We start from the raw sequence: 25781 nt of genomic DNA on the forward strand, positions 1-25781 counted from the left end.
CATCTGGATGAAACGTATGTTGCAGAGGCGAATGGCCGGGGTGATTTGTCTCACTTTACTGGCGGCGTTGTTCTGGCCAGGGATGCCCATCGCCTCCTCGGCCGCAGGTACGGAGGAACTTCCGAGGGCGGAAGAGACTTCAGGGGAACCGGTTCAGTTTGTAAAAGAAGAAGGCGGTATTTCGCTTGAATTCACGGACATTAACGCAGCGGGTGCCTCGCTGGAGGAAAAGACCGATTACCTTGCCTTGTTCACGAGCGGGGCGACCGTAACCGATGCCGCGTATGAGCCTGTGTCGGAGGTACGGGTTGCGGAAGGGCAAGTGGCCGTCACCGTTGATGCCGAAGGGATCGTGCAGGAAGTCGTTGGTCCCCTAGATGATCCTCCCACAACATGGGATGCGGAGCGAATGCTCCCGATTCCGGAAGGGGGATACCTCGTGCTGGCTGGAGGGAAGAGCTCTTGGGACGAGTCGGCATATCGACCGGCGCTCTTTCAGGAGTATCACCTCGGGGATCAGGTGAAGCTGATGCGTGCGGGGGTGGAAGTGACCGCGGCGGATTTTATTCCGGCAACGCCTGATCCGGACCCGGAACCTGCTCCAGAGCCTCCACCTGCCGCCGAACCGGAACCTGAACCGGATCCCGATCCGGAGCCAGCGCTTCCCGAGCTCATGCTGTTAACGGAAGACCAGACGATCGTGGACATTCCTGTCATCGAAGTTGCCGGGTTTGTGGCGAATTATGATGAGCATCTGGAGCTTGGCGTTACGGTAAATGGGGACCAGGTCGAGTTATCAGCGGATGGGGTTTTTCGTGAAAATGTGTATTTAAGTGCGGGAGCGAACGCAGTAACGGTCATCTTACTTCAGGCCGGGGAGGAATTGGAAAGGGAGATATTGACGATTATGTATGAGCCGTCGGAGAATCAGGACTATATCGAAGTTGAAGCCGCACCCAAAGATATCTCCATCGACATTGATGGACCGCGGATCAAGATCGATTACGTGGATAAAGACGTGACTGGCGTGCCCAATATCGTTGCGTTGTTTACTAGAGATTACGGCGAATCGATCGAAATTCCACAGTTCAATGTGGCCGTACAGGTCGATGCTAACAACCGGGTTTTGCAGGTGATTAACCCTTCAATTAACGGTCAGCCTCCCGTATGGACCGGGCCGACCCTCCTTGAAATTCCGGAGGAAGGTTATGTGCTGATGGCGCAGGACGACAGTTATGCTGGCAATTACATCAAGCGTTTCCTCGCAGAAAATTTCAAAGCGGGAGACATCATCAAGCTTCGCAAGAACGGAGAAGTCGTATCCGTCCGGGATCTGATGAGCGGGAATGGCCCGATCGCCCGTCTCAAGGTAAACAATCAGCGGATGTATACGGTGACGGAGGACCACACGATCCTGTCGGGGATCATCGAGAATATCGACGATCCGGCGGCCATCCAGCTGCTGGTGAATGGGACTTCCGTTCCTTTTGAGGCGGATGGATCCTTTAGCTATTCTTACCCTTTAACGAAAGGCACCAACTATATCGAAATGAGGGTATTAAAAAACGAGATCGAGCAGGACCGTCGGGATCTGGCGGTGTTTGCCCGGGATCATCTTGCCTCGGACAAAGAAGTCATTTTATGGGTCGATCAGGCCTCCAATGCGAAAAAGTTTCAAACCAGCGAGCAGGTGCGCGCTTTTCTTCAAAAGGCCAAGGATACCGGAGTCACCTCCATCGCCTTGGATGTGAAGGGCGTAGAAGGCTATGTCTCGTACAAGAAAAATGACTTGACCGGAAGGCCCTACGTCAGCGAACTTCAAGCTCCCGGAAGAGCAGGAGCCAATCCGGACTTGGATCTGCTGCAGGAATTCATCGATCATGGCCATGATTTAGGGTTGGAAATCCATGCGGTGGTTAACGTATTTGCCGAAGGGTCTATCGCCTATAACGAGTACGCCGTGCTGAATGATCACCTGGACTGGGAAGAGCGCGTGCACTACGCGGAAAACAACGGTGAAATCAAACGGCTGCGGGAAAGCGCGAAGCAGGGCTTGGTCGCCTTCGTCAATCCGGCAAACGATGAGGTGCGCGAGTTCGAGCTGAAGACTTTTGAAGAGATTCTCAAAAATTATGACGTGGATGGCGTCGTACATGACCGTGGACGCTACGACAATGAAGGTGCAGATTTCAGCGAGGAAACGCGGGTCAAGTTTGAGCAGTTCTTGCTCCAGCGCGGCAAGCAGCTGAACGACTGGCCCAATGACATTTTTTATTATGAAAATAACGTCAGAGTGGATGGCCCGCTCATCCAAGATTGGTGGGAGTTCCGGTCAGGTGTGATCCAGAGCTTTTTTGGCGAAGTGAAGTCGCTGGTGGATTCCTACGAGGCTGGGTCGGGAAGAACGATCAAGGTGTCTTCCTACGTCGGTTCCTGGTATGAGACGTATTATCTCAACGGGGTGAACTGGGCGAGCAAAAATTTCCGTATCCATCCTTCCCTGGGCTTGCCGGTTGAGTCGATTTATACACCGGAGTATTACGATACCGGGTACATCGAATATCTAGATTTTCTGATGATTGGCGCTTATCAGACGACCAGTCAGGAGATTCAGAAGTACATTACCCTTGGGAACATCGTGACGAATGGCGAGATTCCACTGTATGCAGGGATTGCCCTAAACAATGTACAGCTTCCAGCCGTTCAGCGGGAGGTGTTCCAGGCGGGTTTGAGAACGACAAATGGACTCATGCTGTTCGACGCTTCCCAAATTAACTGGGCGATTGCCAAGGCGTCGCTGGAGGACCGCGAATGGGTGAAGGATTACCAACTGGGCATGAGCTTGCCGGATCGTCCTGATACGTTCCTCGAAGGCCATTATTACAACGTGAACCGGGTGGAAGGTAACATTAATGTGCTGACGGACGCGTTTGGAACGACAACGGGAACAAATCATTTTGGCGTTGAGGTGGTTGTGGATGATACGGGCGTCGTCACCCGCGTGGCCAACCGCAATCAAGCGATCAATTGGAGTTGGGGAGCGCCGGAGGAGAATAACAGCGTCATTCCGCCAGGCGGCTTCGTCATCTCGACCATTGATCCATCGGGAGTTAGAACCAATCGGCAACTTGTGGCCAACGCTTATGAGGTTGGCGATCAGGTTCGTTCCGCCGTCTTAAGCGGCCTGATGGATGATGCGTTGCGAGAAACACGGGACAGCCATTATCCGTTGGAAGGCACGGTTGAGGTGCTTGGCCCAGGAACGCCTTCCGTGAAAGTAAATGGGGAGTCCGCGTCCGTTAACCCGACCGGAACTTTCTCAGCAAACGTCCCGTTATCGCCAGGGATCAATTTCGTCCAAGTGGATGTATATGTGGATGATCTGAAAACGAATAGCCAGACCGTGCAGATCATTCGCACATCCACCGGGGATGGCGGCTCCAATCCTGGCCAGCCGGGATCGTCGGGCGGCAGCAGCAGCGGTACGACGCCAACCCAGCCGGTGAAGCCGGAGCGGCTGCACGTTGTGAAGACTACGGCGGAGAATGGACAGCATCTCGTAGACGCTAAGGCCGAATTGTCGCGGATGCTTGAGGAGGTCAAAAGTCTTCAAACGAAACCGGCCCAATCGCAGCAGCTTCAATACAGCTTCACTGAATCCGCCGACGTCCTCACCCTGCACTTGCCAACCGCGGGATTGGAGGCAGCGGTGAAGGAGTTGCCAAATGGCGTTATCCTGCTGGAGTCGCCGTTAGTAGGCAGGCTGGAGCTGCCGGTTCAGGCGTTAAGCGAGTCTCTGCAACTGCGGGGATCTGCGGACAGCTTGCATATTCGCCTCAGTCTACCTGCGAAAGCGCAGGAAGAAGAGCTTCACCGCTTGTTGCCGGATCAGGCTGCACCGCTTGGATCGCTGCTGGAGGTGTCCTTCTTTTGGGAGCAAGGCGGCACCTTAACTGAACTGCCAGCCTTTAAGGGAGCCAATGCCAAGTTTACGGCTGCACCGCTGTCAGGTTCCATCTCTGCCGGTACGACCACCGTTCTTCTTCTGCAGCCTTCTTTGGGCAGCTACACGTTTGTGCCTGCGGTGATCAGGGAGGAAGGCGGTAAGGCCCTGATCACGTTCCGGTTGAAGGCAAGCGGCATTTATGCGGCGATCGCGCACCGGAAGACCTTTACGGATCTGAACGGCCACTGGGCGGCTGACGAGGTAGGAATGTTAGCCTCCAAAACGGTCATCCAAGGCACCTCCGATACGGAATTCAGCCCCAATGCACCGATTACGAGAACCCAATTTACGGCCATGCTCGTCCGTGCCCTCGGTTTGACAGGACAGCAGCCGAATCCGAGCGGGGGCTTCACCGATGTAAACCCGGGTGCGTGGTATGCGAGTGCGGTATCGACGGCGGTAGAACACGGGTTAATTGAAGGTTTTGCCGGCGGAGAGTTCCGTCCGAACGAGCAAATTACGCGTCAACAGATGAGTGTGCTGCTGGTTCGTGCGTTGAAGCTGGCAGGAGCCGAGGTTCCTCTTGGAAACCCGAGTTCCACGCTGGCTGGATTCGAGGATCGCAGCCAAATTGGAGCTTGGGCTAAAGAAGCCGCAGCTATCGCCGTGGAATCGGGCTTAATGAAAGGGCGCGGGGATGGCGATTTTGCCCCCGAAGCATCGTCTACCCGTGCAGAAGCAGCGACGGTGCTTGCCCGAATGTTGCGGATGGCGGGGCTGATCAATCCGTAAATGGAACGCAAAATGCCAGCCTGCGGAAGGCTTCATCCGCTGGCTGGCATTCTTTTTTCCTTGAAATATCAAACTGGGCGCAGCTTGGGCCACTGTAATTCAACGCCTTGGCTGAGGAGGCGCTGTTGAAAGTCGGATAAGGTTTCATCATGATTGCGAACGTCCGTTGGGAAGAGGTTGCGATCCAAGCAGAAGCTGGCGCACATTCCTGCAGCTTCGCCGATGTTCCATTCCACGGGATGGAGCCGGTAACAGCCGTTGGTGATATGGGTGACCCCGATGTTTTTACCGGCTGCCAGCACGTTTTTGACCCGTTTCGGGATCAAGCTGCCCAGCGGAATTTGAAAGGGCAAGGAAGAGATATCAATGTACGGCCGGTTGCCCGTGCTCGGATGCAGATCGATGCGGTAACATCCGACCCCAACGGAATCCGGGAACCACTCGGCTGCACCGTCTGGACGGGAGGCCGTGGCGACATGCTGCTCCAGCACCGTAAACTCCGCTTGAATTCGTCTCGACTCGCGGATATACGGAGCCATCGCCAGCCCGTCCTCCGTTCCGACGACGTCGCGGCGCAGGCGCAAACCAGGGTAGCCTTGCCCGCCGTCCGGCCGAGGAGCTTCAGTCTGCAGCCAATACAACAGCGACAGGCTTAGCTGCTTAGCTTGATGGAGATGACGCGCGGCTTCCTCCTCCGGGACGTCGATAATGGAGCCGAGCCAATAGTCGTTCTGCGGCCAGTTGATCAGGGAGATCGGACGAAAGCCGAAGCGGCTGTCGAAATGGGTGGGATCGAGGATTTGCCGGTATTGAAACAGCGGGAACTTGCCTCCATAACCCGGAAAAACCTCATATTCAACCGGCTCGTTTGTGGCTGGCCTCACGCCGGTTAAGCTTAACAGCCGATCCGGCCAGAAATCAGCTTGATATTGTCTCCAGAACGCGTACATCTCAGGCTTGTCGATGAGATGTTCTTCCCCGTCGGCATAGTCTACGGCAAAGCAATACGTGAAGCTCTGGATGTCCTGCGGCGCCGGATCTCCATCGATCGCATGAGGCTCGCCGGTTTGTGCTTTCGATTCGGCCCCGGTTACATACTCAATTCCTGCAAGTGGAAGCAAGTCTCCAAGTTCGGTGGCATCGAGAAAAAACGGCGCCTCAAGCACCAGTTCATCCCCGGTGTCGAGATGACGTACCGTCACACTGCGGACGGCATCTCCTTCAGTTTCGGCTTGCTGGAGGCGATAACGGTGAAGAATCGTCAGCCTTCCGCTGTGCAGGTAAGGGGCTAGCATCTGCTCAAGCACAGCCAGTCCAACGCGGGGATCATGACTAATCCGGCTGACGATGCCGCCGCCGGGATTGAGTTCGGGTAGGTTACGCGCCGCCGGTGTTAACGGATAATGATCTCGATAGTACTGGCGTATGCCATTGCGGAATCTTCGGTAAGTTCTTGTACAGCCAAAATGCTCAATCCAGGGGTGCTCATCCGGCGGAACGGCCTGACTGGTCAGTTGCCCGCCAATCCAAAGCGTCTCCTCCGTCATGATGACGGTTTTGCCTGAAGCGGCCGCGGCTAGAGCTGCGGCGGTTCCTCCGGTACCACCCCCAAGGATGACGATATCCGCCTTCATTTCGCGTTTCATCGCTTCCATTCTCCTTTTTTCCTGAGATTCATCGTTTGACGTCAGGTTGCCCATGATTGCATTCATTGTAGATGGTTAGGCCAGAGAACGGTACGGGAAGCGGGTGACCTTTTATGGTAATTTGATGTGGTTTCGCCTTCTGACTTATTCCAATTTGCGACTGATCTGGTATGCTAGGAATCATCATAGACTTATCTTGATCCGACGATTTCTAGTTAGCAGGAGGGAAGCTGATGAACAAGATCACCATTGCCGTGATTGGCTGCGGCACGATTGCAAACCACGCCCACATCCCGTCTTACCTGAACCACAAGCATGTAGAAATCAAGTATTTCTGTGACATCTTGAAGGAACGCGCCGAGGCGGCTGTCACCAAATACGAATGCGGACAGGCGATCACAGATTACCGGCAGATCGTTGAAGATCCGGAGGTGGATGCTGTATCCATCTGTACGCCTAATGCTTCGCACGCGACGATTGCCATTGATTGCCTTCGTGCGGGGAAGCATGTGGTTTGCGAGAAGCCGGCAGCCCGGACTTACGAAGAAGCCTTAGAAATGCAGAAGGTCCAGCATGAGACGGGCAAAGTGTTGAATATCGGGGTCGTGAATCGGTACAACGAAAGTGTCAATCGCATCAAAAACATGATCCAAAACGGCGAGCTTGGCGAGTTGTATCATGTGTACGCCAGCTTCCGCGCCCACCGATCGATTCCGGGTTTAGGCGGCGCTTTTACGACGAAAGCGATCGCCGGTGGCGGGGCGCTGATCGACTGGGGCGTTCATTTTATCGACATCGTCATGTACTGTGCGGGCGATCCGAAGCCTAGAACCGTTACCAGTCAAGCCTATTCCAAACTGGGGAAAGACATGGAAAACTATACGTATCTCAAAATGTGGGCAGGACCGCCGGATTATCACGGTACGTATGATGTCGATGACTTCGTAACCGCATTGATCCGTACCGAAGGCCCGACGATTTCCTTGAACGGAGCTTGGGCGCAGAACATCGGAGTTGAGGAGATGTTTATCGACTTCCTGGGCGACAAGGGCGGCATACGGTTGAACTACGGCGGGGATTTTACCTTCTATACAGCCAAAGACGGCGCTCTGATCGAAACAACGCCAAAGTTCACCTCCGGGAATATGTATCAGCAGGAAATCGATGGCTTCCTGGAGTGCATCCAAACGGGGGAGAAGCAGCCCTCCCATATTGACACCGTCATCCTGTCCTCTCGCATTATTCAGGCGATTTATGATTCATCCGACAAAGGGGAGGAAATCGCGCTCTCATGAAAAAAATCGGGTTTATCGACCTGCATCTCGACCAGTTCCATGCCAACAAATATCCCGGGTGGATCGAGCAGGCTTCCGATGGCGCCATGAAGGTAACGTATGCTTATGGGAAAAGAGACAAGGAGAACGGACTCACAAACGAGGCGTGGTGCAAGGAGCACGGCATCGAATTACTGCCGTCCATTCAAGACGTCGTGGAGCGGAGCGATTACTTGATCGTGTTATCTCCCGACAATCCGGAGTTCCATGAGGAATTGTCGCAGCTTCCGTTGCAGTCGGGCAAGCCGACCTACATCGATAAGACGTTTGCTCCGGACCGGGAGACGGCGGTACGCCTCTTCGACCTGGCCGCGCAGCACGGAACGCCGATGTATTCGACGTCTGCCCTCCGTTTTGCCAGCGAATATGCGGAGATTGACAAGGCAGGGATTCAAACGATTTGCAGCTGGGGGCCCGGCGCATTCGACAACTATTCGATTCATCAAATCGAGCCGATCATCCGTCTGATGGGGGCCGATCCCAAGCGCGTCATGTACACCGGAACGCCGGATTCCCCCGCGCTTCTCATCGACTTCGGGGAAGGCCGCCAAGCATCGATCCACCATTTGGGGGACAATTGTCCTTTTACCCTTGGCATCAAATACGATAATGGAACCTTTAAGCAAGCCACGGCGGCCTCCAATTTCTTTGATCCGTTTATCCGGAACCTGGTGACCTTCTTTGAAACCGGCGAGCCCGCAGTTGACCCGGCCGAAACTGTAGCCGTGATCACCGTAATCGAGTACGGATTGAAGGCGGCGGAAACACCAGGGATATGGTTGGATTTGCCATCCTCCTAATCATAATTGATTGACACGACCCACCTTCGCCTGAAGGTGGGTTTTTAGATGATTGAATCAGAGGCTAGTGATCTTCCGAGATAAGAATGTATAATGTTGGAAGGGTTGAATCCCAAAGCTCTCTTGCGGGAGGAACTATGAGGAAAACAGCGATTTTTGCGTTAGTCCTAATTGCACTAGGGTTCGGCTATTTTTACATAAGCAACCAATATTCGTCTACACCCATGGAGGCAGTCGAGAGAGTTAGATCTGAGATCAATGGACAACTCTTACACGAGGTCAAGACGGATCAAGGCAAGGTGTTGTTCATGCTTCGTCATCTGCAAAACGGGCAAACGCTCAATGCCGAATACGTCCAAAAAACGCCGTTACTGGGCTGGAAGTGGGGATGGGGCGGAGGGCATACCGTGCCTCACGTCTCTGATAACGATCCTGACAGCTTTTGGACAGAGCAATATTTTCCATCAACAAAAGGTACAGATGCCGATTCCCCCTTTCCGCTTCTCTTTGGTGTGATCCAAAGCGCGCAGATCGATGCGATCCATGTCTACAGCTATGCGACCAATGAGAGCTTTACTGCGTCTGTTATGGAAACAGGGGGTCCGGGTATTCGATTGTGGTATCTTTATATTTCCGAAGAGCAGGGGACAAGGTTTAAACTGATAGCGCAAACAGAAGACCAAGAAATCATCAGTACCAAGATATCGGAATCATAGATTGAGGTATAAGAAAAGTGAGGATTATCTATGAAAAATGAAATCACCACGAAACGCATGACGCTTAAAATCATCGATGACACCTATACGGATCAGGTCTTGGCGTTTGTCGTTCGGAATAAAGACTTCCTTAAGGCGTGGGAACCGCTAAGGACGGAAGATTTCTACACTTACTCCGTTCAACAGGAAATCCTGCGGGACGAAGCCGAGAAGATGGAGCAAGGTTTGCTCCGGAAATTCTGGCTATTCCAAGATGGCCGGATTATAGGTTCGGTGGCGCTCAGCAATATTGTCAGAGGGGCGTTCCAGTCCTGCCACATGGGGTATCGAATCGATGAGCAGGAGCAAGGAAAGGGACTGATGACGGAAGCCGTCGAGGCGGTGGTTGGCCATGCGTTCCGCGAGTTGCACTTGCATCGGATTGAGGCAAACATCATGCCAAGAAATCACGCATCGCTTCGCGTGGTGCAGAAGTTAGGTTTTCAAAATGAAGGAATCTCGAAAAAGTACCTGCAAATTAACGGGAAGTGGGAAGATCATATTCATATGGTTCTGCTCAATGAGGAGATGGAGTAATTAAACCCCATGCCCGCGCAGCTAAAAAAGCCCTGTCCTAAGCGATTTCACCGCCGGGACAAGGCTTTTATACGTTACCGCGCATTATTGAGCAGAATATTGCGTTTGCAGGTAATCCAGCGCCCGGGCCATTTTGTCCAGATAAGCCGGGTTTTCGTCGGAGCATTTGAACTCGATATGCCCTTTAAAAGCTTGACCGGGATTGGCCGAGCTGCCAATCAGCGAACACAGCCGCTCTACCGTGCCATGGCTGCCGTCGATCAGCTCAATATGGGGCGGCAGGATTTGCTGCAGGATGCTTTTGTAATAAGGAAAATGCGTGCATCCCAGCACAATCGTGCTGTATTGCGACAAATCGATCCCCGCGAGCTTGCGGCTGAAATAACGCTCGATTTCGTCCCGATCGAACTGCAGTTGTTCGCAATATTGCACCAACTCCGGCAGCGGCATCGAATCCACCACCTTGTGGTCGTCCACCCGGGCCACCAGGTCAGTGTATTTCGAAAGGCTTAACGTCAACGAGGTCGCAAAAACCAAGACCCGTTTGCCGGCGGCTTGGCTTCGTTTCACGGCCGGCTTCACGGCCGGCTCCATGCCGACAATCGGGATGTCGTACGTACGGCGAAGTTCCTCGATGGCGGCGCTCGTTGCGGTATTGCAGGCCACGACCAAGGCTTTAATGTCGCCCTGCATGATAAGACTTACCGATTCCTCGACGTACCGTTTCACTTCGGGCAGCGTTTTGGTCCCGTAAGGCACGTGGAGCGTATCGGCAAAATAAAGAAAATCCTCGTTCGGCAGCTTCCTCATCGCCTCCGTTAACACGGTCAAGCCGCCGATCCCTGAGTCAAAAAATGCGATTCTCACTCATATCACCTGAATTTGTTGTGGTTTGTTCATCCTGATGTTCGTCAGCGGCATCCCATTCCCGGTAAAACTGCTCCAAGAAACGCAGCATAAATTCATGCCGTGATTCGGCCAGCTTCCGGGCATGCCGGGTATTCATCAAATCTTTTAACTTTAATAGCTTTTCGTAGAAATGATAAATCGTCGTTTTCTCATGGCTGCGGTAATCCAAATCGGAGAAATCCTGCCCCGGTTCATGCATGGATCTGCCTCTGGAGCCCCCATAAGCAAATGTTCTGGCAATGCCGATCGCTCCCATGGCATCCAGCCGGTCGGCATCCTGAACGATTTGTCCGTTGAGCGTCGCCATAGGGGGATTTTTGCCGCCATTATATGACATGGTCGAAATAATCTCCATGACTTCGCTGATGACGGATGGATCCTCGATATGTGCTTCCAACCAGTTGCGAACCCGAAGTAATCCCGCTTCCTTGGACGGATTCAGCTTCTCGTCGGCGACGTCGTGCAGCAGGGCCGCCAGCTCGCATACGAACAAATCCGCCTGCTCCTTGCGGGCGATGGCCAAGGCCATGTTCCGCACCCGATGAATATGCCACCAGTCGTGGCCGCTCCCGTCCCCGCTGTGCACGTTTTGCACAAAGTGCTCGGCTTGTTCGATGATGTGCTGCCGATCCATCTGCACCGTTCCTTTCCAATCCCTAGTTCCTAGAAACATCGAATACCATCTTACCGCAAAATCGCCATTCTTTAAACTTGTTTGTGAGTCCCAGTCGCATTATATGAACGAAAGATTCAGAAGGAAGCGGCGCAAAGTGCAAATATTTACCTTTATCCTGCGGACAGGTTCAGCGATAATAGGATTGGAAAGTTCTGTATGAATGGATGAAGGAGGCTCCCTATGGCAGCGGGCAAGGAGATTCCCGAGCTTTATTTTGACGGGCAAACGATCGATGTGTTGTGGGATAATCAGGATCAAGTGGTGAAGTGGTTCGAGAAGTACTTTGGCTGGAAGGTGCTTCGGCAAGAGAACTGGAAGGTGGATCCCCGCTGTTCCCAAGGTAAAATGACTCAGTTACCCTTTGGAACCTGGCTGGTGACTTATCTTACGGATACCCGGCTCCCCCATCACTATGCTGAACGAGGGACCGTGGATGCCGACCTTCGGGTTTGCTTTCGAACCCGGGAATTGGATCGTCTGCGGCGAGCTTTTGTCACCGATGGCGTGCGAGTATCTGCCGTATATGCTGGGCCCCAATCCCGGTATTTCGATGTATGGGCTACCGCCGAAGGCATCCGGTTAACGCTGCAGGAGGATTTGACGTTGCCATCTTCCGACTTAGCGCCCTCTTGGATCAGGGTAGGCGTCAGCCGGTTAAACGAGGCGATTCAATGGTACGGACAACATCTGGGCATGAAATGTACCCAGCATCATCCGACCGACGGCTACGCAGTGATGGAGCTGCCGCTGAATCATTCCGAAGCGAAGTCACTTTGGGTGCTTGAACAAAAAAGTGATGAGGCATGCGTCGGCAAAGTGGACGGGCAGGTCCAGCCGGTGTGCTGGATTCAAGAGCGTCAAGACTTTTTCAAGTATCATCAATATTTAAAACAACGCGGAATCGAAACCTCCGGGATCGGCGGCTATCTGACCCAGGGATTAGTAAGTTTTCATTTCTATGATCCGGACGGAAATCGATTTAATATCCGTAGTTTGTGAGGTGTAGAATGAGAAAATATTTTTATCCCATCCTGGCTTGTGTTCTAGTTGCTTCCTTGGTCCTCTCGGGTTGCGAAGGGAGTCGTTCGGAGACGGTTGACCTAGAGAACCATTTACCAAAGAAGGTAATCGAGGGCATCAAGATTGAACCCCTGCCGATGGACGACGAAGAGTATGCCATTCTGAAAGCGACAGGATCGGATAGTTCATTGATATTTGACGTGAACTTAGGTGAGGTTCAAGCCAATCGGGTTCATTTTTGGGTTGATCAGTATGTGAATGGGGAGAAAGTGGGATCCTTGCTCGGGCTGGAAACTTCTCTGGAACAGGTCAAAGACACCTTTCGCTTGTATTTAACGACCCTTGGCATGAGGAACGGGGACGAGGTCTGGACGATTGCTTTCCGGCAAAAAGGAAACGTGGTCAGCTCCAAAGCGGAAATGCCCAAGAGCGATTATGATAGTGCCATGACCCATCCCATGACGTCCATTACCGCGAACCCAAATGAAACGGCCGTATTGGGCGTAATTGTGAGAAATAAAGGGAAGGGCTATATGGAGTCCAGCGATGATGTCGATGCATTGATCCGTGACAATCAGGAAGTTCATGTCTTGAGATGTACGATCATTAAGGATCGATGAGGGGAGCCCTCTACGGGCTCACCGAGCTCGAACGGCTCATTCTGCGCTTCTCCCGGTTCCGTCTGCGGTCATTCCAATACAGTTGCAGCGCGGACAAGGCGCATAGCAGTGAAATGGCTAGAAAGATTAGCGACCATACCAGAGGGGAAACTCCTGTAAGCTGGGCCAGATTGGTCGCATCTCCCGCCTGGCTGGGCGAAACGATGGAATTCAGCAGCAGCGTGACCGGCCCCAGCACCGACTCTTCCAAGCATAAGAACGCCAGCAACAGATAATAGAAATTGCGAATTCGTCCTCCCCACAGGAAAAACGCTGCGTTCACCAGCAGAAACAAGATTAACCATCCCCGGCCGTAGCCCGAGCGTACAAACAGCAGCAGCGAGATCAACGCCAGCATACTGATCAAGACGAGGCCGGCGGCTTGTTGTTGTCGGGAATAGCCGAAGAACATGGCGACCGCAAACAGGGAAGCCGAGGTATATCCAGCCAAGGATACGGCGAATTGGCTCCATCCCGATGCCAGTACCGAATAGGTGACGCCGCTGTGATCCGGGTGCAGTTCGATGCGAAGCACCTGTCCGGACGCAAGTAAGGTAACCACGGCATGGCCCAACTCATGCACCATCGTGTCCAGCATGCGGAACCAATCGGAGAACGGGATCAATCGGGTTAAAACGGCCGCTCCGATCAGAAAAACACAAGCTTTCAGCCATTGATTCATCAAACCTTCGCCCTCCCCGGCAACTTGCAGTTGCTTTTCATTATAAGGGAGGGCAAAATAGTATTCAAAAGGCGAACAAATTTTCGGTCGGGTGGTATAATGGACGTGACGGAGGTTTAGGAACGATGAACGACGGAACGGATGAAAAACACAGCTTTTTCAGCCGACATCTACATAATAATCGGGAACGACAGACGAACCCGGAACACCAGCTAACCTTCGCCGAATTGGAAGTGGTGGACGGAAACAAGCCGGAGGAAGGCAGGAAGGAGCCGGTGAGCCGGGTGGTTGCGCCGGATCTTTGGGAGCGTACTACGGATTGGCAACAGGATTTTCGTTATATTTCCCGGGAGCAACGGTTTGTCCAGAAGGCGAAGGAATTGGAGACAGCCTTTGAGGGGGCAGCGGAGTTTGTTCCTTTTCAGACGTATTGGCCGACCTATGATGAGATGCAGCCAAGGCAGCTGAAATGGTATTTGTTCTGGCGCGGGGAGGTCCGTTCCGGACGTTATCCGGATACTGATCTGTCTTACGTATTCGTTTATTTGTACGAGCTGATCCATGGGATCGGCTGGTCGGAGCCGGCCGAAGGATATGCCTTAATGGAGCAGGTTTGGCAGGGATACCGGCAGCGTTATCCTAAGCTGGATCTCTACGTACGGGAGTGGTTATTCGATTTGGCCTTGGTGTTCCAACTGGAGGAACGTCCCACTGAACCGATGGCCAAGCTGCCACGCAATCTGTCCATGGAGCTGAAGGAGCTGGAATGGCGCAGAAGATTCACCGCCGAACCGCTGGACCTGAGCTGGGAGCTGCTGCTCAAGCTGGTGGATTATAATGTGGAAAAGAGCCGCTTTTACCAGGAGCAAGGGCGCAAGGACATGCAAAACTACGTGCCGAGGGTCATTTCGTTGGTCGACGGCTATCTTTCCAGAAGCAAGGGCATTCGGATTCTGGAGCTGTATAAGCCGAAGGAGACTCAAATCGCCCGTTACCTGTTCCGCAGCGCGGTGTATGATCATGAATTGTATGGGCGCACGAAGCCAGTCACCGTCTTGCCTTATAGCGGGCATCCGCCGCTGCGAGCCTTTCTGACCCAGCTCGTACGCCTAACCGAGAACCAATTGCGGGAGTTAACCGGGTTTAAGGGAAAGCTGCGGGGGATCGACGTGGGGCCGGAGATCGAGCAGCTGGTCCGCCGTTATTTGAGCAAGGAATTTGAACGACAGAGGGCAGAAGAAGCGAAAGCACGGGCACCCAAAGTGAAAATTAACACCGCCAAATTGCGCAAGCTGCAGCAGGAGTCCGACGAGGTGCGGGACATGCTGCTTAGCGAGGAGCAGACGCTGGCTTTTGCGCCGGAAGCACCGGGAATGCCGCTGGAGCAGGCTGCAATTTCGTTAGGACGATCGCCTGTCGAAGTGGAACCGTTGCAGCCCGCCTTTGATTTTGAACGGGGATATGAACAGGTGCTGGAAGAGGCAGAGGCGGCGCGATCCGATAGAGCAGATTCGTTTGGGGAGCGTAGGGAAGAGACGGCCATTGATTCGCAGTCCCCGCACCCGGTTGAAGAAGTTCCTCAGCCATTGGCCGAGGAACGAAGCGATGCTGAGCAGTTCCAAAGCGGGGCGATCACGAACTTGCCGGAGGAATGGCAGGAACTGTTCGCTGGCTTGACGGCTCCGCAGGCGCAGATGTTGGCCGCTCTACTCCAGGGCCAAAGTGCTGAGGAACGCCAAGCGATTGCCGAGCAGGCTGGCTCCATGCCTGAGCTGCTGATCGATGAGATCAATGAGCTGGCGATGGAGCAGATCGGGGATCTCTTAATCGACGGAGACGAAGTTGTAGATGACTACCGCGCAGAGCTTGACGGGTGGCTTGCAAGTCAACGCTAAGCGATAAGAGAGATACATTGTAGGATATAGGATAAGTTTGGAACGATGAGGTGAACGAGAATGAAACAGGTGCAAATCCCCAAGCGGCTGACCACCGCGCTCGTCAATTCCTTGACGGCCGGGGTCGTGCCGCGGGTCGGGCTGGAGCATATCGCGGTCGGGCGTAAACCGGAGGTGGCGTCGATCCTGCAGGACATGGACAATATTGCGGAGGGCGGGGCGGCTTTCCGTTTGATCACAGGGCGTTACGGAAGCGGGAAGAGCTTCCTGCTCCAGATGATTCGCAACTATGCGATGGACCGCGATTTCGTGGTGGCTGACGCCGATCTTTCGCCGGAGCGCCGGCTGGTCGGCACAAAAGGGCAGGGGCTGGCAACCTATCGGGAGCTGATGATGCATTTATCCACCCGAACGCGGCCTGACGGCGGCGCGCTGGAGACGATGCTGCAGAAGTGGATCGCCGCTCTCCAGCAGGAGCAAATGCAGGCCACCGGCCTGCGTCCCGGTGATCCGCAGCTGCATGATGCGGTGGAGCTGCGAATTTATGCGGTGACCAACGAGATGCAAAGCCTCGTGCACGGATTTGACTTCGCCAAGGTGCTGGCAGCCTACTGGTCGGGCTACAAGCTTGGCGACGATGACCGGAAAGCCGCGGCTTTACGCTGGCTGCGCGGCGAGGTGCCAACCAAAACGGAGGCGCGCCAGGAGCTGGGTGTCGGCGTGATCATCGACGACGACAACTGGTACGACTACATGAAGCTGTGGGCGGAATTTGCAGTGCGCATCGGGTATCGCGGGCTGCTGCTGTTCATCGATGAGGGCGTCAATCTGTACAAAATCACAAACAGCATCTCCCGCCAAAGCAATTACGAGAAGATCCTGACGATGTTCAACGACACGATGCAGGGGAAAGCCCAGTACCTCGGCATCTTCTTGGGCGGCACGCCGCAATTCGTGGAAGACGAGCGGCGCGGGCTGTTCAGCTACGATGCCCTGCGCTCGCGGCTGATCGATGGGCGCTACAGCAGTGGGACGCGCCGTTCGTATACGTCGCCGATCCTGAAGCTGGACATGCTGTCGCATGAGGAAATTTTGCTCTTGCTGCAGAAGCTGCGCGAGATTCACGCGATCCATTTCGGTTACACGATGCGCCTGACCGATGAGCAGTTGATCGCCTTTATGCAGGCGGCGGTGAACCGCTTGGGTGCCGAGGAGTTGCTCACGACCCGGGAGGTCGTGCGCGATTTTATGGATGTGCTGCACCTGATGCACCAGCAGCCGGAGCTGTCGTTCGAGGAACTGATGGGCGAACGGGAGCAGGAATATGCGGCGTCTGCGAACCAAGGGGACAAGAACAAGGGCGGCACCGACGAGCTGGACGACTTTTTGGCGGAGTTTGAGTTATGAGCGGGACGAGCCCTTTTTCCCGGTTGGCGCCGTTTATTCAAGAATACATTTACCGCAAAAGATGGGACTCGCTGCGTGACGCCCAGATCGAAGCCTGCCGCGTGTTGTTTGACACGCCGCACCATCTTCTCATCGCATCAGGCACCGCGTCGGGGAAGACGGAAGCGGCCTTTTTCCCTGCGCTTACGGAGCTCTATCATCGGCCTTCGGAGTCGGTTGGCATTCTTTACATCGGACCGTTAAAGGCGTTGATTAACGATCAGTTCGAGCGGATCAAGGAGCTGCTGCGAGACGGGGAAGTGCCGGTCTGGCATTGGCACGGCGACGTCGCCCAAGCGGAGAAAACCAAGCTGATGCAGCGCCCCAGCGGTGTCCTGCAAATTACCCCCGAATCGCTGGAAGGGCTGCTCATGAACCGCCCGAATGCGATCCCGGCGTTGTTCCATGATCTGCGATATATCATGATCGATGAGGTGCACGCGTTTATGGGGGCCGATCGCGGGATTCAGGTTATCAGCCAGCTGACCCGATTAGAGCGTATGGCTTCCTGCAAGCCGAGACGAATCGGCTTATCAGCTACGCTTGGTGATTACGAGATCGCTGCCCGATGGCTTGGGGCGGGGACGCCGCAGCCGGTGGAGGTGGTCTCCCCGCCGGGCGGACGCAAGCTAAAGCTGTCGGTGGAGCATTTCTCCTTCCCGGATGCCCGCGACGAACGGGAAGCAGAGCATTTGGAGCTGGCCAAGCAGAAGTATTATAACTTCATTTACGACAACACCCATCGCAAAAAAGCACTCGTCTTCACCAACAGCCGCACGGACGCCGAGTTGACCACGCTGGAGCTCCGCCGGATTGCGGCAAAGCGGGAGGAGCGTGATGTGTTCCATGTCCATCACGGCAGCATTTCTGCGATGCTGCGTGAAGAGACCGAGGCCGCGTTGCGCTCCGGCCCCGGCCCGGCGGTAGCCGCAGCGACGGTGACGCTGGAGCTCGGCATCGATCTGGGCGAGCTGGAGCGGGTCATCCAGCTCGGTGCACCGTACAGCTGCTCCAGCTTCGTGCAGCGGCTGGGCCGCTCTGGCCGGCGCGGCGATCAGGCGTCGGAGATGATGTTCCTCTGCGCAGAGGAAGAGGATGAGGACGCCCAATTGCCGGCACGCATGCCGTGGACGCTGCTGCGGGCGATCGCCGTCATCGAGCTGTATGTGCGCGAGCGCTGGGTGGAGCCGGTCGAGCTGCGCAAGAAGCCGGTTGGCGTGCTGTACCATCAGACGATGAGCACGCTTAAGAGCATCGGCGAAGCGGAACCGGCGGATTTGGCCCGGGCTGTACTGACGTTGCCGGCGTTTCGCGGCGTTGAGCCCGAGGAGTACAAGGCGTTGTTACAGTACCTGCTGCAAACCGACCATATCCAGCAGACCGAGGAAGGCACGCTGATCATCGGACTCGGCGGAGAGAAGGTCGTAAATAACTTCCGCTTCTACGCTGTCTTTAAAGATGACGAGGAGCATGTCGTCTACAACGGCTCTGAGGAAATTGGCAGCATCACCACTGTGCCGCCGCCTGGCTATTGCTTCTCTTTGGCCGGGAAGCTGTGGAAGGTCGAGGAAGTGGACAGCAAGCATAAAGCGGTGTACGTCAAATCCTCGCGCGGCAAGGTGGATACGCTATGGCTTGGCGCCGGGGGAGATGTCCATACCCGGGTCATGCAGAAGATGCGCCAGGTATTGGAGGTGCATACTTTGTACCCGTATCTTGCTCCGGGCGCGGCCAATCGCTTGGAACGGGCGCGCCGGTTAGCCCGGGAGAGCGGGCTGCTTAACAGTCCTGTGATTCCGGCAGGCGGCGATTCGCTGTTTATTTTACCGTGGGCGGGAAGCAAGCAATTTCGCACCCTGGAACGATTGCTGAAGCACAACTTGTCGGATCCAATGGGCCTGCGCCAGGTCGTGCCGATGGAACCCTATTATATGGTCGTGTCGGGGAGAGCAGGCGCCAAGGAGCTGCTTGCTGCCATTGAGGCAGAACTCGCCTCGATTCCTCACCCGGAGGCGCTGCTAGCTGCGTCGGAAGCCCCTTATCTGGGCAAATACGACGAGTTTGTGCCGCATGAGCTGGTACGGCGCGCTTTTGCCGTGGACGGGCTGGATGTAACGGGATTAGCCGAAGCTTTGGAAGCGGCGCAGAAGCCAAGTGATTTACACTCCGCGAAAGCATCCAAGAACTCCGAAGCTTGATCGATGAAGTGAATGAGTTGGCGAAGACGTCATCCGGGAGGAAACTTGATGAGCAAAAAAACGAAAATGAGTCCCCCACAGCTTACGGCTGAATTAATGGAAGCCGATTGGGAGGATGTGCTGGACGATGAGGACCATGAGTTGGTTGGAGCTACGGTGGCGGGCGCATCCTATGAGTACGGGAGTATCGAAAAATGTATTTTATCCAAAGTGATGCTTCGGGGCTGTTCCTTTGTGGGTACCACTTTTGAGCGGATGGACATGACCGACGTCGTGCTGGAAAATTGCGATTTATCCAACGCGGTGCTGGAGAATGCCATTATCCACCGGGTGCATTTTAAAGACTGCAAGTTGACGGGGCTGAATCTGTCCAAAGTGAATGCCGGCTCCGTGATGTTTGAGTGTTGCATCATGAATTTAAGCGACTTCGTGGAAGCCTCCTTGAAGCAGGTGAGATTTCATGACTGTTCTCTGCAGAACGCGAATTTTTACAGCGCCAAATTTAAAGAGGTTGAGCTGCTGAACTCGGATCTGAATGAGGCGGATTTTAACGATACCTCACTGAAGGGAATGGATATCAGCACCTGCACGTTTGAACGCGTAGATATCCCGGCCTATGCCTTGGCAGGCTGCACGGTTTCCCCGGAGCAAGCGATCGGCTTTGCCAAACTGCTTGGCCTGATCGTAAAATAATACAAAAACGCACGTAACACCCGGATACATCCGGCGATATCTCGACGTTACTCGTAAACGTGAATTGCAGGAGGGTTGCTATGCGATTCAAAACGAAACGGGATCCGTTGTTTGTATGCCTTTGGCTATTCTTTCTCTTGGTTGCTAATCTAGTGCTGCTTTGGCCGCTGCTTCTTGATCCGCAAGCGTTAACGCGAACGGAGCTTGTAGGGATCATCGTGCCCGATGCGCTCGTCACCCTATTGCTGGCTTGGTTAGCGCTTGATATCTCTTATGTGATCAGGGAGGATCTGCTGTTTGTCAAAGGCGGGATGTTTCATTCAAAAATTCGTTATGAGGATATCACTCGAATAACGCGGCAACCGAATATCTGGTTGGGATATCGGCTCTTATTCTCGCGGGATGCGATCGAAATCCATTACCGGAACGGTGTCCTGGGCAGCGTCGTCATTTCGCCGGTGGATCAGGAGCGGTTTATTCAAGAGCTGATTCGCCGGAACCCCTCTATCCAAATCGCCGATCAATCCTGAGCAGGGGGAAAAGGGCTATCCTGCCAGCTTACCTAGAACCAAAGGGGCGGAAATTGATATCCGCCCCTTTGAAGCTCAAGCTTAATTTACCTTCGTAAACATCCACTTCTGCGCATCCGTGCCGTTATCGGTCCACTGTTGGACCGCCGCCCCGTCCGCTGTTGAAGCGCCAGACACATCCATGACCAATCCGCTGGCTTTGGAGATCAGCTTGAAATATCCGCCGCCTGCATCTACGATTCGCCATCGCTGTGCATCGGTGCCGTTATCCGTCCATTGTTGCAGCTGCACGCCTGCGGCTGTGCTTGCACTAGGGACGTCCAGCACCTTGCCGCTATGGATGGCGGTCAGCTTATAATAGCCATCGCCCGTGGATTCCAGCCGGAAGCGTTGGTTGCTGGCGGAATAGTTGGTCCACTGTTGAATTTTAGCCCCGTCCGCAGTGGAGACATCCACGACATCCAGTACCTTGCCGCTGACTTTGGAGGCGATGGTGTATACGGCACCGTTCTCAAGGACGGGCGAGGAACCCCCTTGATCCTGATAGACGCGAACATAATCCACAAGCATTTGTGCAGGGAAAGGTGTCGACCCGTTCGGGCTGCCCGGCCAGTTGCCGCCGACGGCGAGATTCAGCAGAATGAAGAACGGCTTCTGGAATTCTTCTGTATTCCCGGTTCCGTTGGCGATATAGATCTCATTGTACTGAACGCCGTCAACGAACCAGCGGATATAGCTCGGGTCCCACTCAATGGAGTACGTATGGAATTGAGAGAAATCCAAATTGCCCGAGGCCCGGCCATAAGAGGCATATCCATTGGCGTCCCAATGGACGGTACCATGGACAACCGATTCATTGTTGACATGTTCCATAATGTCGATTTCACCACAGTAAGGCCAACCGACATCTCTGAAGTTTTCGCCCAGCATCCAGAACGCCGGCCAAATGCCTTGTCCGGTTGGAAGCTTAATGCGGGCTTCGATTTTGCCGTATTGGAAGCTCTTTAAGCCTTGGGTTTTGATTCGTGCAGAGGTGTAGTTTCTTCCTTCATAATTTTCCCGTTGGGCAGTGATGACCAGATTGCCTCCCGTCACCTGTACGTTTTGCGGCCTGTCGGTATAATATTGAAGTTCGTTGTTCCCCCATCCGTTCTGGCCGGTGCCAATTTCGGGCGTCCAAACGCCGCGATTCAACGAGGAACCGTTAAATTCATCGCTCCATACCAACTGCCAGTTGGGAGCCGCGCTTGTCGTGTTGGGGACGGGGACAAAGACGACCAGGAGGGTGAGCACCAGAAAGAGGAGAATCGGTTTACCGCGTTTTAGCATCATGAAAAATCGCTCCTTTCAAGAATGAATGGATTGGGCTAACTTACCACAGGCGAAATTCATACTAAACCGGTTTCGATTTTGATATGATAGCGCTATCATTACATAGATTACCATTTAGAGGTTTGTTTTACAACAACTTTTTTTACAGGTTTTTCAAATTGATGGGGTTCTGGTATTCTGGTATCAATCCAAGACGGAACGGGGGAAAGCTATGAATCTGCGAATATTAGAGGAGAGCGACGCGTCGATCTACCAAAGCCTTCGCTTGCAAGGATTGCAGGTAAATCCGGAAGCCTTCGGCTCTACCTTCGAGCGGGAGGCGGACTTTACAATGGACATGGTGACGGAGCGCATCAAACCAACCGAAGACCGCTTTGTGCTAGGCGCGTTCGACGAGCACGGGACCTTAGCCGGCATCGTTACGTTTATTCGAGAAAGTTCCCCAAAAACCCGGCATAAAGGAAACGTGTTTGGTTTATTAGTAACCCCCGGGATGCGTGGGAAGGGGATAGGTCAGGCGCTGATGGAAGAACTCCTTGCGAGAGCCAAGCGGATGGAAGGGCTGGAACAGCTGAATTTAACGGTGGTCTCTACAAATGATTCGGCACGAAGGCTTTACGAATCTCTCGGGTTTCAGAGGTATGGAACCGAGCGAAGAGCCTTGAAATGGGATGGAGCCTATTTTGATGAGGATTATATGGCGTTAAGGCTGGAGTGAGCATGAACACCGCCATCGAGGTCAGATGGAGTCGCGAAAAGCGTATCTTGTATAAAAAAAGAATCGGCAGGTGAGACATGATACTCGCCCTGAAGAGGTTATTTGCCTATTGGATCGATTTCACAATGCTGGCAGTCATTTTGGTGTCTTTGCAATGGCTGATAAATGCCGCCGCTTCCGGCTTTCCCTTCGACGATTTCGACAAGGGGATTGAAATTGAGCTTTGGGTGCTGGCCACGATGTCGTTGCCCGTATGGAGTTTTTTTACTGTGATGGAGCTGCGCGATGGACAGACGTTTGGAAAAAAGTGGCTTAATCTACGCGTTACGAACCGCCGGGGGGAGCCGATCCGGTTATGGCAAGCTTTGGCTAGAACGGCGGTGCGCCTGCTTCCCTGGGAGATGACCCACGCCATCATTTTGGTGCCCGAACCTTGGTGGAGCGTGGAAACGCCGGCTCATCCAGGCTGGATTTACTTGCCGAACGGTTTAATGATCGTTTATCTTGTGATATTATTTTCCACTAAGGGAAGCCGGACCTGCCACGATCTGGTTGCTGGCACGAAGGTGAATCCAAGCGCACGAGAGAGGGAGATAACCGATGAAGTATTTTAAGAAGCTGGTGGGGTCCAGACTGTACCTGTCCCCGGTGAATCCGGAGGATGCGGAGACTTACGCTCGGTGGATCAACGATCTAACCGTTTCCATCCGGCTCGGTACTTCCCGTGAAGTGATCGGGTTGCAACGGGAGAAGAGCTTTTTGGAAGACATGGCCAAGGAAGGCCAAAATTACGCGATCGTTCAGCTGGATGGAGACCAACTGCTAGGCAACTGTTCGTTATTTGCCATCGATCATGTCCGCAGAGTGGCTGAGGCTGGGATCTTCTTGGGAGATGAGGGACAGCGGGGGCAAGGGTACGGTACCGAGGCGCTTCAGCTCCTATGCGAATACGGATTCAAGATCCTGAACCTCAACAACATCATGCTGCGCGTCTTTGAGTTCAATCAACCGGCCATCCGATGCTATGAAAAAGCGGGCTTCCGCGTGTTTGGCCGCAGATCGCAAAGCTACTACGTGAACAATACCTACTTCGATGAAATCTACATGGAACTGCTGCGGGACGATTGCCAGACGAATTTTCTGGATGCTAAGCTGCCCCGCCGTGAATAGAACGTGATATGCTGCATGACCCGGCTAAACGTATACGAGAGCCGGGTTGTATTATATGCGGAAGGGAGACGGCAGACGAGGTGGCTCAAATCATTCAGGAGCGGTTTCAGCTATAGGTACTCTGGAGTTACTCTAATATTGAGAGGAGAGGGACAAGGATGAAAGCATCCACTCTGAAGTTTCCTTCCCATTGGAAGACCGAGATGAGCGTAAGATATATCCAAGTCACGGATTCCAATCGAAAGCTGGTGGTTTTGTTTCCCGGCAAAAATTACTCTTGCGATAAACCCACGCTGCATTATGCCGCGCTTGCAGCCCGGGAGTGCGGATATGATATTCTGGCGCTGGAGTACGGTTATCAGGCCGCCCGTAAGGAGCTCGAGTATCGGGAGATCCCGCAGGTTATTGAGGATTGCGAACACGCGATACGGCAGGTCATCGGCAGCTATGAAGAAATTGTGTTTATCAGCAAAAGCTTGGGGACGGTGGTGGCTGGCGAAGTTCATCGCAGATTGGGGGTCAGAGCAGAGGAAATCCGGCATATTTATCTGACGCCAATTTCTGATACCCTCCCGTACATCCATGAAACTCAAGCGGTTGTCGTATACGGTACGAAGGATGATGTGTTTCCACCCGGATTGGCAAGCCGTCTGAAGGCATCCGAACGGCTGAAGATTGTGCCGATCCCCGGCGCTAACCATGTCTTGGAAACGGAACGGGTGGAGGAAAGCTTGGAAATTTTACGAAAGCTCACCGTTTTATATAAGGAAGTACTGCTTGGTGGAGCGGAGGATCAGGACTAAAGAAGAACGGCTGACAACGAACCCACTTGGAGGACAGCATGAGCGAAACTGAAATGTTTGACATCTACACGAAGGATATGAAGAAGCTGGGTACAGCCTCTAGAGAAGAGGTCCATGCAAAAGGGTGGTGGCACCAAACCTTTCATTGCTGGATCATTAAACGGGATGCCCAGGGTGAGATTTATCTGTTATTTCAACGGCGTCATCCCAACAAAGACGTATTCCCGTTGCTATTGGATACTTCCTGCGCAGGTCATCTCCAAGCCGGAGAAGACGCAAAGGACGGTATCCGTGAATTGGAGGAGGAGCTTGGGTTAGCGGTGCCGGTCGAGGATCTGACTTATCTCGGCAGGGTAGCTCAAGAGCATTTTCCTTCACCCGATTTGATCGACCGTGAGGTCAACCATGTCTTTATCTACGAAAATGAAAAGCCCTTGCTCGATTACCGCATCCAGACCGAGGAACTGACCGGGTTGTATTGGGTGGGCATGCTGGCTTTTCAGGAGCTGCGCCGCGGGGAACGCGACGAGCTGACGTCAACGGGAGTTTACGTGGATGAAGCCAACGGGGTTCTGAAGGAAAAACAGGCCACGTGGCGGCTCACGGATTTTACGCCCAATTCGGACGAGTATTATCAAATGTTATTTGACCGGATTACCGCCTTATTCTGAACGCGGCGGGTTTTCTGCTGGGCGTCAGCATATATAAATGGTATAGAAGTGTGCGGCATGAGCTACAAGCAAGGAGGTGACTTCCGCTGAGCAAGGAAAAGAGCTTGCTATACGCTTTTCTGGTCGGCGTTGGTTTTTGTCTGGTTCCTTTTCCGGCGATGGATTTCTTTCTGCTTCGTCCCATCTTCGGGTTTATACGCGCTCTTGGCATGATTGTAACGATCTTCGCCGGGTTATTACTCTTAACGGAATGCTATACACACCTCAAAAGCTATTACGGAAATTTGATCCCAAACCTGGCCATTACCGCCGCTGTGATTCTTGCGCTCTTGCTTATTTTCTATTGGGGATTGTTCTAACTAGCTTCGTATCGGGGAAAGGGGAAAATCCACTTGGAATCCAGGAAGTTTGTTGATGTGAAAATCAAACGGGCCATCGCAGACCAAGCGGAGCAGATGGACCAGCGAACGCTGGCGTTATGGGCGGCGGAATGCGCGGAACGCGTGCTGCCTTGCTTCGAGGCGGCACGGCCGAAGGACCTGCGGCCGCGGCAGGCGATCGAAGCGGCG

The 25781-nt window shown here is 53.7% G+C and carries 24 protein-coding genes; 19 read left to right on the forward strand and 5 right to left on the reverse strand.

All coding sequences use genetic code 11. From position 1 onward, the window contains the following. Positions 1-7 precede the first annotated feature (7 nt). Positions 8-4738, forward strand: a complete 4731-nt coding sequence (locus POTG_RS00740) for an S-layer homology domain-containing protein (RefSeq protein WP_036643705.1) — start codon at positions 8-10, stop codon at positions 4736-4738. 68 nt (positions 4739-4806) lie between these two features. On the opposite strand, the gene POTG_RS00745 is transcribed toward POTG_RS00740, so the two are convergent. Further along, complete coding sequence (locus POTG_RS00745; RefSeq protein ID WP_036643900.1) at positions 4807-6384, reverse strand: FAD-dependent oxidoreductase; 1578 nt, start codon at positions 6382-6384, stop codon at positions 4807-4809. Between the two features lie 233 nt (positions 6385-6617). Here POTG_RS00745 and POTG_RS00750 point away from each other — a divergent pair, with 233 nt between their 5' ends. From POTG_RS00750 to POTG_RS00765, 4 genes are all read left to right on the forward strand, one after another. After that, on the forward strand, positions 6618-7679 hold the full coding sequence (locus POTG_RS00750; RefSeq protein ID WP_009222875.1) for a Gfo/Idh/MocA family protein: 1062 nt from the start codon (positions 6618-6620) through the stop codon (positions 7677-7679). Continuing rightward, complete coding sequence (locus tag POTG_RS00755) at positions 7676-8518, forward strand: Gfo/Idh/MocA family protein (protein WP_009222876.1); 843 nt, start codon at positions 7676-7678, stop codon at positions 8516-8518. The genes POTG_RS00750 and POTG_RS00755 overlap by 4 nt, the downstream gene beginning before the upstream one ends. A 137-nt stretch (positions 8519-8655) precedes the next feature. After that, positions 8656-9234 (forward strand): hypothetical protein, encoded by a 579-nt coding sequence (locus tag POTG_RS00760; protein WP_009222877.1) that lies wholly within the window; start codon positions 8656-8658, stop codon positions 9232-9234. Between the two features lie 30 nt (positions 9235-9264). Further along, positions 9265-9810: a GNAT family N-acetyltransferase gene (locus POTG_RS00765; protein WP_009222878.1), complete on the forward strand. Its 546-nt coding sequence runs from the start codon at positions 9265-9267 to the stop codon at positions 9808-9810. 84 nt (positions 9811-9894) lie between these two features. On the opposite strand, the gene murI is transcribed toward POTG_RS00765, so the two are convergent. Continuing rightward, positions 9895-10677: a glutamate racemase gene (murI, locus tag POTG_RS00770; protein ID WP_009222879.1), complete on the reverse strand. Its 783-nt coding sequence runs from the start codon at positions 10675-10677 to the stop codon at positions 9895-9897. Next, positions 10658-11392, reverse strand: a complete 735-nt coding sequence (locus POTG_RS00775) for an HD domain-containing protein (RefSeq protein WP_009222880.1) — start codon at positions 11390-11392, stop codon at positions 10658-10660. Before POTG_RS00775 ends, murI begins: the two co-directional genes overlap by 20 nt. Before the next feature lie 183 nt (positions 11393-11575). Here POTG_RS00775 and POTG_RS00780 point away from each other — a divergent pair, with 183 nt between their 5' ends. Further along, positions 11576-12394 carry a VOC family protein gene (locus POTG_RS00780; RefSeq protein WP_009222881.1) on the forward strand — a complete coding sequence of 273 codons (819 nt, stop codon included), beginning with the start codon at positions 11576-11578 and terminating at the stop codon, positions 12392-12394. Between the two features lie 8 nt (positions 12395-12402). Further along, positions 12403-13035, forward strand: coding sequence for a hypothetical protein (locus POTG_RS00785; protein WP_036643708.1), 633 nt, complete (start codon positions 12403-12405; stop codon positions 13033-13035). 10 nt (positions 13036-13045) lie between these two features. On the opposite strand, the gene POTG_RS00790 is transcribed toward POTG_RS00785, so the two are convergent. Beyond that, the gene (locus POTG_RS00790; RefSeq protein ID WP_009222883.1) at positions 13046-13756 is read right to left on the reverse strand and encodes a M50 family metallopeptidase; all 711 of its coding nucleotides are present in this window, start codon (positions 13754-13756) and stop codon (positions 13046-13048) included. A gap of 125 nt (positions 13757-13881) precedes the next feature. Here POTG_RS00790 and POTG_RS00795 point away from each other — a divergent pair, with 125 nt between their 5' ends. From POTG_RS00795 to POTG_RS00815, 5 genes are all read left to right on the forward strand, one after another. Further along, complete coding sequence (locus POTG_RS00795; protein ID WP_009222884.1) at positions 13882-15651, forward strand: TerB N-terminal domain-containing protein; 1770 nt, start codon at positions 13882-13884, stop codon at positions 15649-15651. Between the two features lie 60 nt (positions 15652-15711). Beyond that, on the forward strand, positions 15712-17058 hold the full coding sequence (locus POTG_RS00800) for an ATP-binding protein (RefSeq protein WP_009222885.1): 1347 nt from the start codon (positions 15712-15714) through the stop codon (positions 17056-17058). Continuing rightward, a complete protein-coding gene (locus tag POTG_RS00805) occupies positions 17055-19295 on the forward strand; it encodes a DEAD/DEAH box helicase (RefSeq protein ID WP_009222886.1) in 2241 nt (746 codons plus the stop codon). The genes POTG_RS00800 and POTG_RS00805 overlap by 4 nt, the downstream gene beginning before the upstream one ends. Before the next feature lie 48 nt (positions 19296-19343). Continuing rightward, positions 19344-19988: a pentapeptide repeat-containing protein gene (locus tag POTG_RS00810; RefSeq protein WP_009222887.1), complete on the forward strand. Its 645-nt coding sequence runs from the start codon at positions 19344-19346 to the stop codon at positions 19986-19988. Positions 19989-20068: 80 nt separating this feature from the next. Continuing rightward, the gene (locus tag POTG_RS00815; protein ID WP_009222888.1) at positions 20069-20518 is read left to right on the forward strand and encodes a PH domain-containing protein; all 450 of its coding nucleotides are present in this window, start codon (positions 20069-20071) and stop codon (positions 20516-20518) included. 81 nt (positions 20519-20599) lie between these two features. Here the strand turns inward: POTG_RS00815 and POTG_RS00820 are convergent, their stop codons facing one another. After that, positions 20600-21847, reverse strand: coding sequence for an RICIN domain-containing protein (locus POTG_RS00820; RefSeq protein WP_036643901.1), 1248 nt, complete (start codon positions 21845-21847; stop codon positions 20600-20602). Positions 21848-22061: 214 nt separating this feature from the next. Here POTG_RS00820 and POTG_RS00825 point away from each other — a divergent pair, with 214 nt between their 5' ends. The 7 genes from POTG_RS00825 to POTG_RS25285 all read left to right on the forward strand — a co-directional run. Beyond that, positions 22062-22568 (forward strand): GNAT family N-acetyltransferase, encoded by a 507-nt coding sequence (locus POTG_RS00825; protein WP_009222890.1) that lies wholly within the window; start codon positions 22062-22064, stop codon positions 22566-22568. 77 nt (positions 22569-22645) lie between these two features. Next, entirely contained in the window at positions 22646-23182 is a 537-nt protein-coding gene (locus POTG_RS00830; RefSeq protein WP_009222891.1) for an RDD family protein, read from the forward strand. Beyond that, positions 23169-23738, forward strand: coding sequence for a GNAT family N-acetyltransferase (locus POTG_RS00835; RefSeq protein ID WP_009222892.1), 570 nt, complete (start codon positions 23169-23171; stop codon positions 23736-23738). The genes POTG_RS00830 and POTG_RS00835 overlap by 14 nt, the downstream gene beginning before the upstream one ends. Before the next feature lie 158 nt (positions 23739-23896). After that, complete coding sequence (locus POTG_RS00840) at positions 23897-24541, forward strand: alpha/beta hydrolase (RefSeq protein ID WP_009222893.1); 645 nt, start codon at positions 23897-23899, stop codon at positions 24539-24541. 38 nt (positions 24542-24579) lie between these two features. After that, positions 24580-25212, forward strand: coding sequence for an NUDIX hydrolase (locus POTG_RS00845; protein WP_009222894.1), 633 nt, complete (start codon positions 24580-24582; stop codon positions 25210-25212). 104 nt (positions 25213-25316) lie between these two features. Continuing rightward, positions 25317-25571 carry a hypothetical protein gene (locus POTG_RS00850; protein ID WP_009222895.1) on the forward strand — a complete coding sequence of 85 codons (255 nt, stop codon included), beginning with the start codon at positions 25317-25319 and terminating at the stop codon, positions 25569-25571. A gap of 96 nt (positions 25572-25667) precedes the next feature. Beyond that, positions 25668-25781, forward strand: a 114-nt coding sequence (locus tag POTG_RS25285) for a putative immunity protein (protein ID WP_442852581.1), incomplete at its 3' end; no start/stop codon positions are given.

This window comes from Paenibacillus sp. oral taxon 786 str. D14 (assembly GCF_000159955.1).
Taxonomy (GTDB): domain Bacteria; phylum Bacillota; class Bacilli; order Paenibacillales; family Paenibacillaceae; genus Fontibacillus; species Fontibacillus phoenicis.

Excerpts from the sequence above, each read along its gene's own strand:
- POTG_RS00740 (WP_036643705.1), top strand. The coding sequence starts at position 8 with ATGAAACGTATGTTGCAGAGGCGAATGGCCGGGGTGATTTGTCTCACT.
- POTG_RS00745 (WP_036643900.1), bottom strand. The coding sequence starts at position 6,384 with ATGAAACGCGAAATGAAGGCGGATATCGTCATCCTTGGGGGTGGTACC.
- POTG_RS00750 (WP_009222875.1), top strand. The coding sequence starts at position 6,618 with ATGAACAAGATCACCATTGCCGTGATTGGCTGCGGCACGATTGCAAAC.
- POTG_RS00755 (WP_009222876.1), top strand. The coding sequence starts at position 7,676 with ATGAAAAAAATCGGGTTTATCGACCTGCATCTCGACCAGTTCCATGCC.
- POTG_RS00760 (WP_009222877.1), top strand. The coding sequence starts at position 8,656 with ATGAGGAAAACAGCGATTTTTGCGTTAGTCCTAATTGCACTAGGGTTC.
- POTG_RS00765 (WP_009222878.1), top strand. The coding sequence starts at position 9,265 with ATGAAAAATGAAATCACCACGAAACGCATGACGCTTAAAATCATCGAT.
- POTG_RS00775 (WP_009222880.1), bottom strand. The coding sequence starts at position 11,392 with ATGTTTCTAGGAACTAGGGATTGGAAAGGAACGGTGCAGATGGATCGG.
- POTG_RS00780 (WP_009222881.1), top strand. The coding sequence starts at position 11,576 with ATGGCAGCGGGCAAGGAGATTCCCGAGCTTTATTTTGACGGGCAAACG.
- POTG_RS00785 (WP_036643708.1), top strand. The coding sequence starts at position 12,403 with ATGAGAAAATATTTTTATCCCATCCTGGCTTGTGTTCTAGTTGCTTCC.
- POTG_RS00790 (WP_009222883.1), bottom strand. The coding sequence starts at position 13,756 with ATGAATCAATGGCTGAAAGCTTGTGTTTTTCTGATCGGAGCGGCCGTT.
- POTG_RS00795 (WP_009222884.1), top strand. The coding sequence starts at position 13,882 with ATGAACGACGGAACGGATGAAAAACACAGCTTTTTCAGCCGACATCTA.
- POTG_RS00800 (WP_009222885.1), top strand. The coding sequence starts at position 15,712 with ATGAAACAGGTGCAAATCCCCAAGCGGCTGACCACCGCGCTCGTCAAT.
- POTG_RS00805 (WP_009222886.1), top strand. The coding sequence starts at position 17,055 with ATGAGCGGGACGAGCCCTTTTTCCCGGTTGGCGCCGTTTATTCAAGAA.
- POTG_RS00810 (WP_009222887.1), top strand. The coding sequence starts at position 19,344 with ATGAGCAAAAAAACGAAAATGAGTCCCCCACAGCTTACGGCTGAATTA.
- POTG_RS00815 (WP_009222888.1), top strand. The coding sequence starts at position 20,069 with ATGCGATTCAAAACGAAACGGGATCCGTTGTTTGTATGCCTTTGGCTA.
- POTG_RS00820 (WP_036643901.1), bottom strand. The coding sequence starts at position 21,847 with ATGCTAAAACGCGGTAAACCGATTCTCCTCTTTCTGGTGCTCACCCTC.
- POTG_RS00825 (WP_009222890.1), top strand. The coding sequence starts at position 22,062 with ATGAATCTGCGAATATTAGAGGAGAGCGACGCGTCGATCTACCAAAGC.
- POTG_RS00830 (WP_009222891.1), top strand. The coding sequence starts at position 22,646 with ATGATACTCGCCCTGAAGAGGTTATTTGCCTATTGGATCGATTTCACA.
- POTG_RS00835 (WP_009222892.1), top strand. The coding sequence starts at position 23,169 with ATGAAGTATTTTAAGAAGCTGGTGGGGTCCAGACTGTACCTGTCCCCG.
- POTG_RS00840 (WP_009222893.1), top strand. The coding sequence starts at position 23,897 with ATGAAAGCATCCACTCTGAAGTTTCCTTCCCATTGGAAGACCGAGATG.
- POTG_RS00845 (WP_009222894.1), top strand. The coding sequence starts at position 24,580 with ATGAGCGAAACTGAAATGTTTGACATCTACACGAAGGATATGAAGAAG.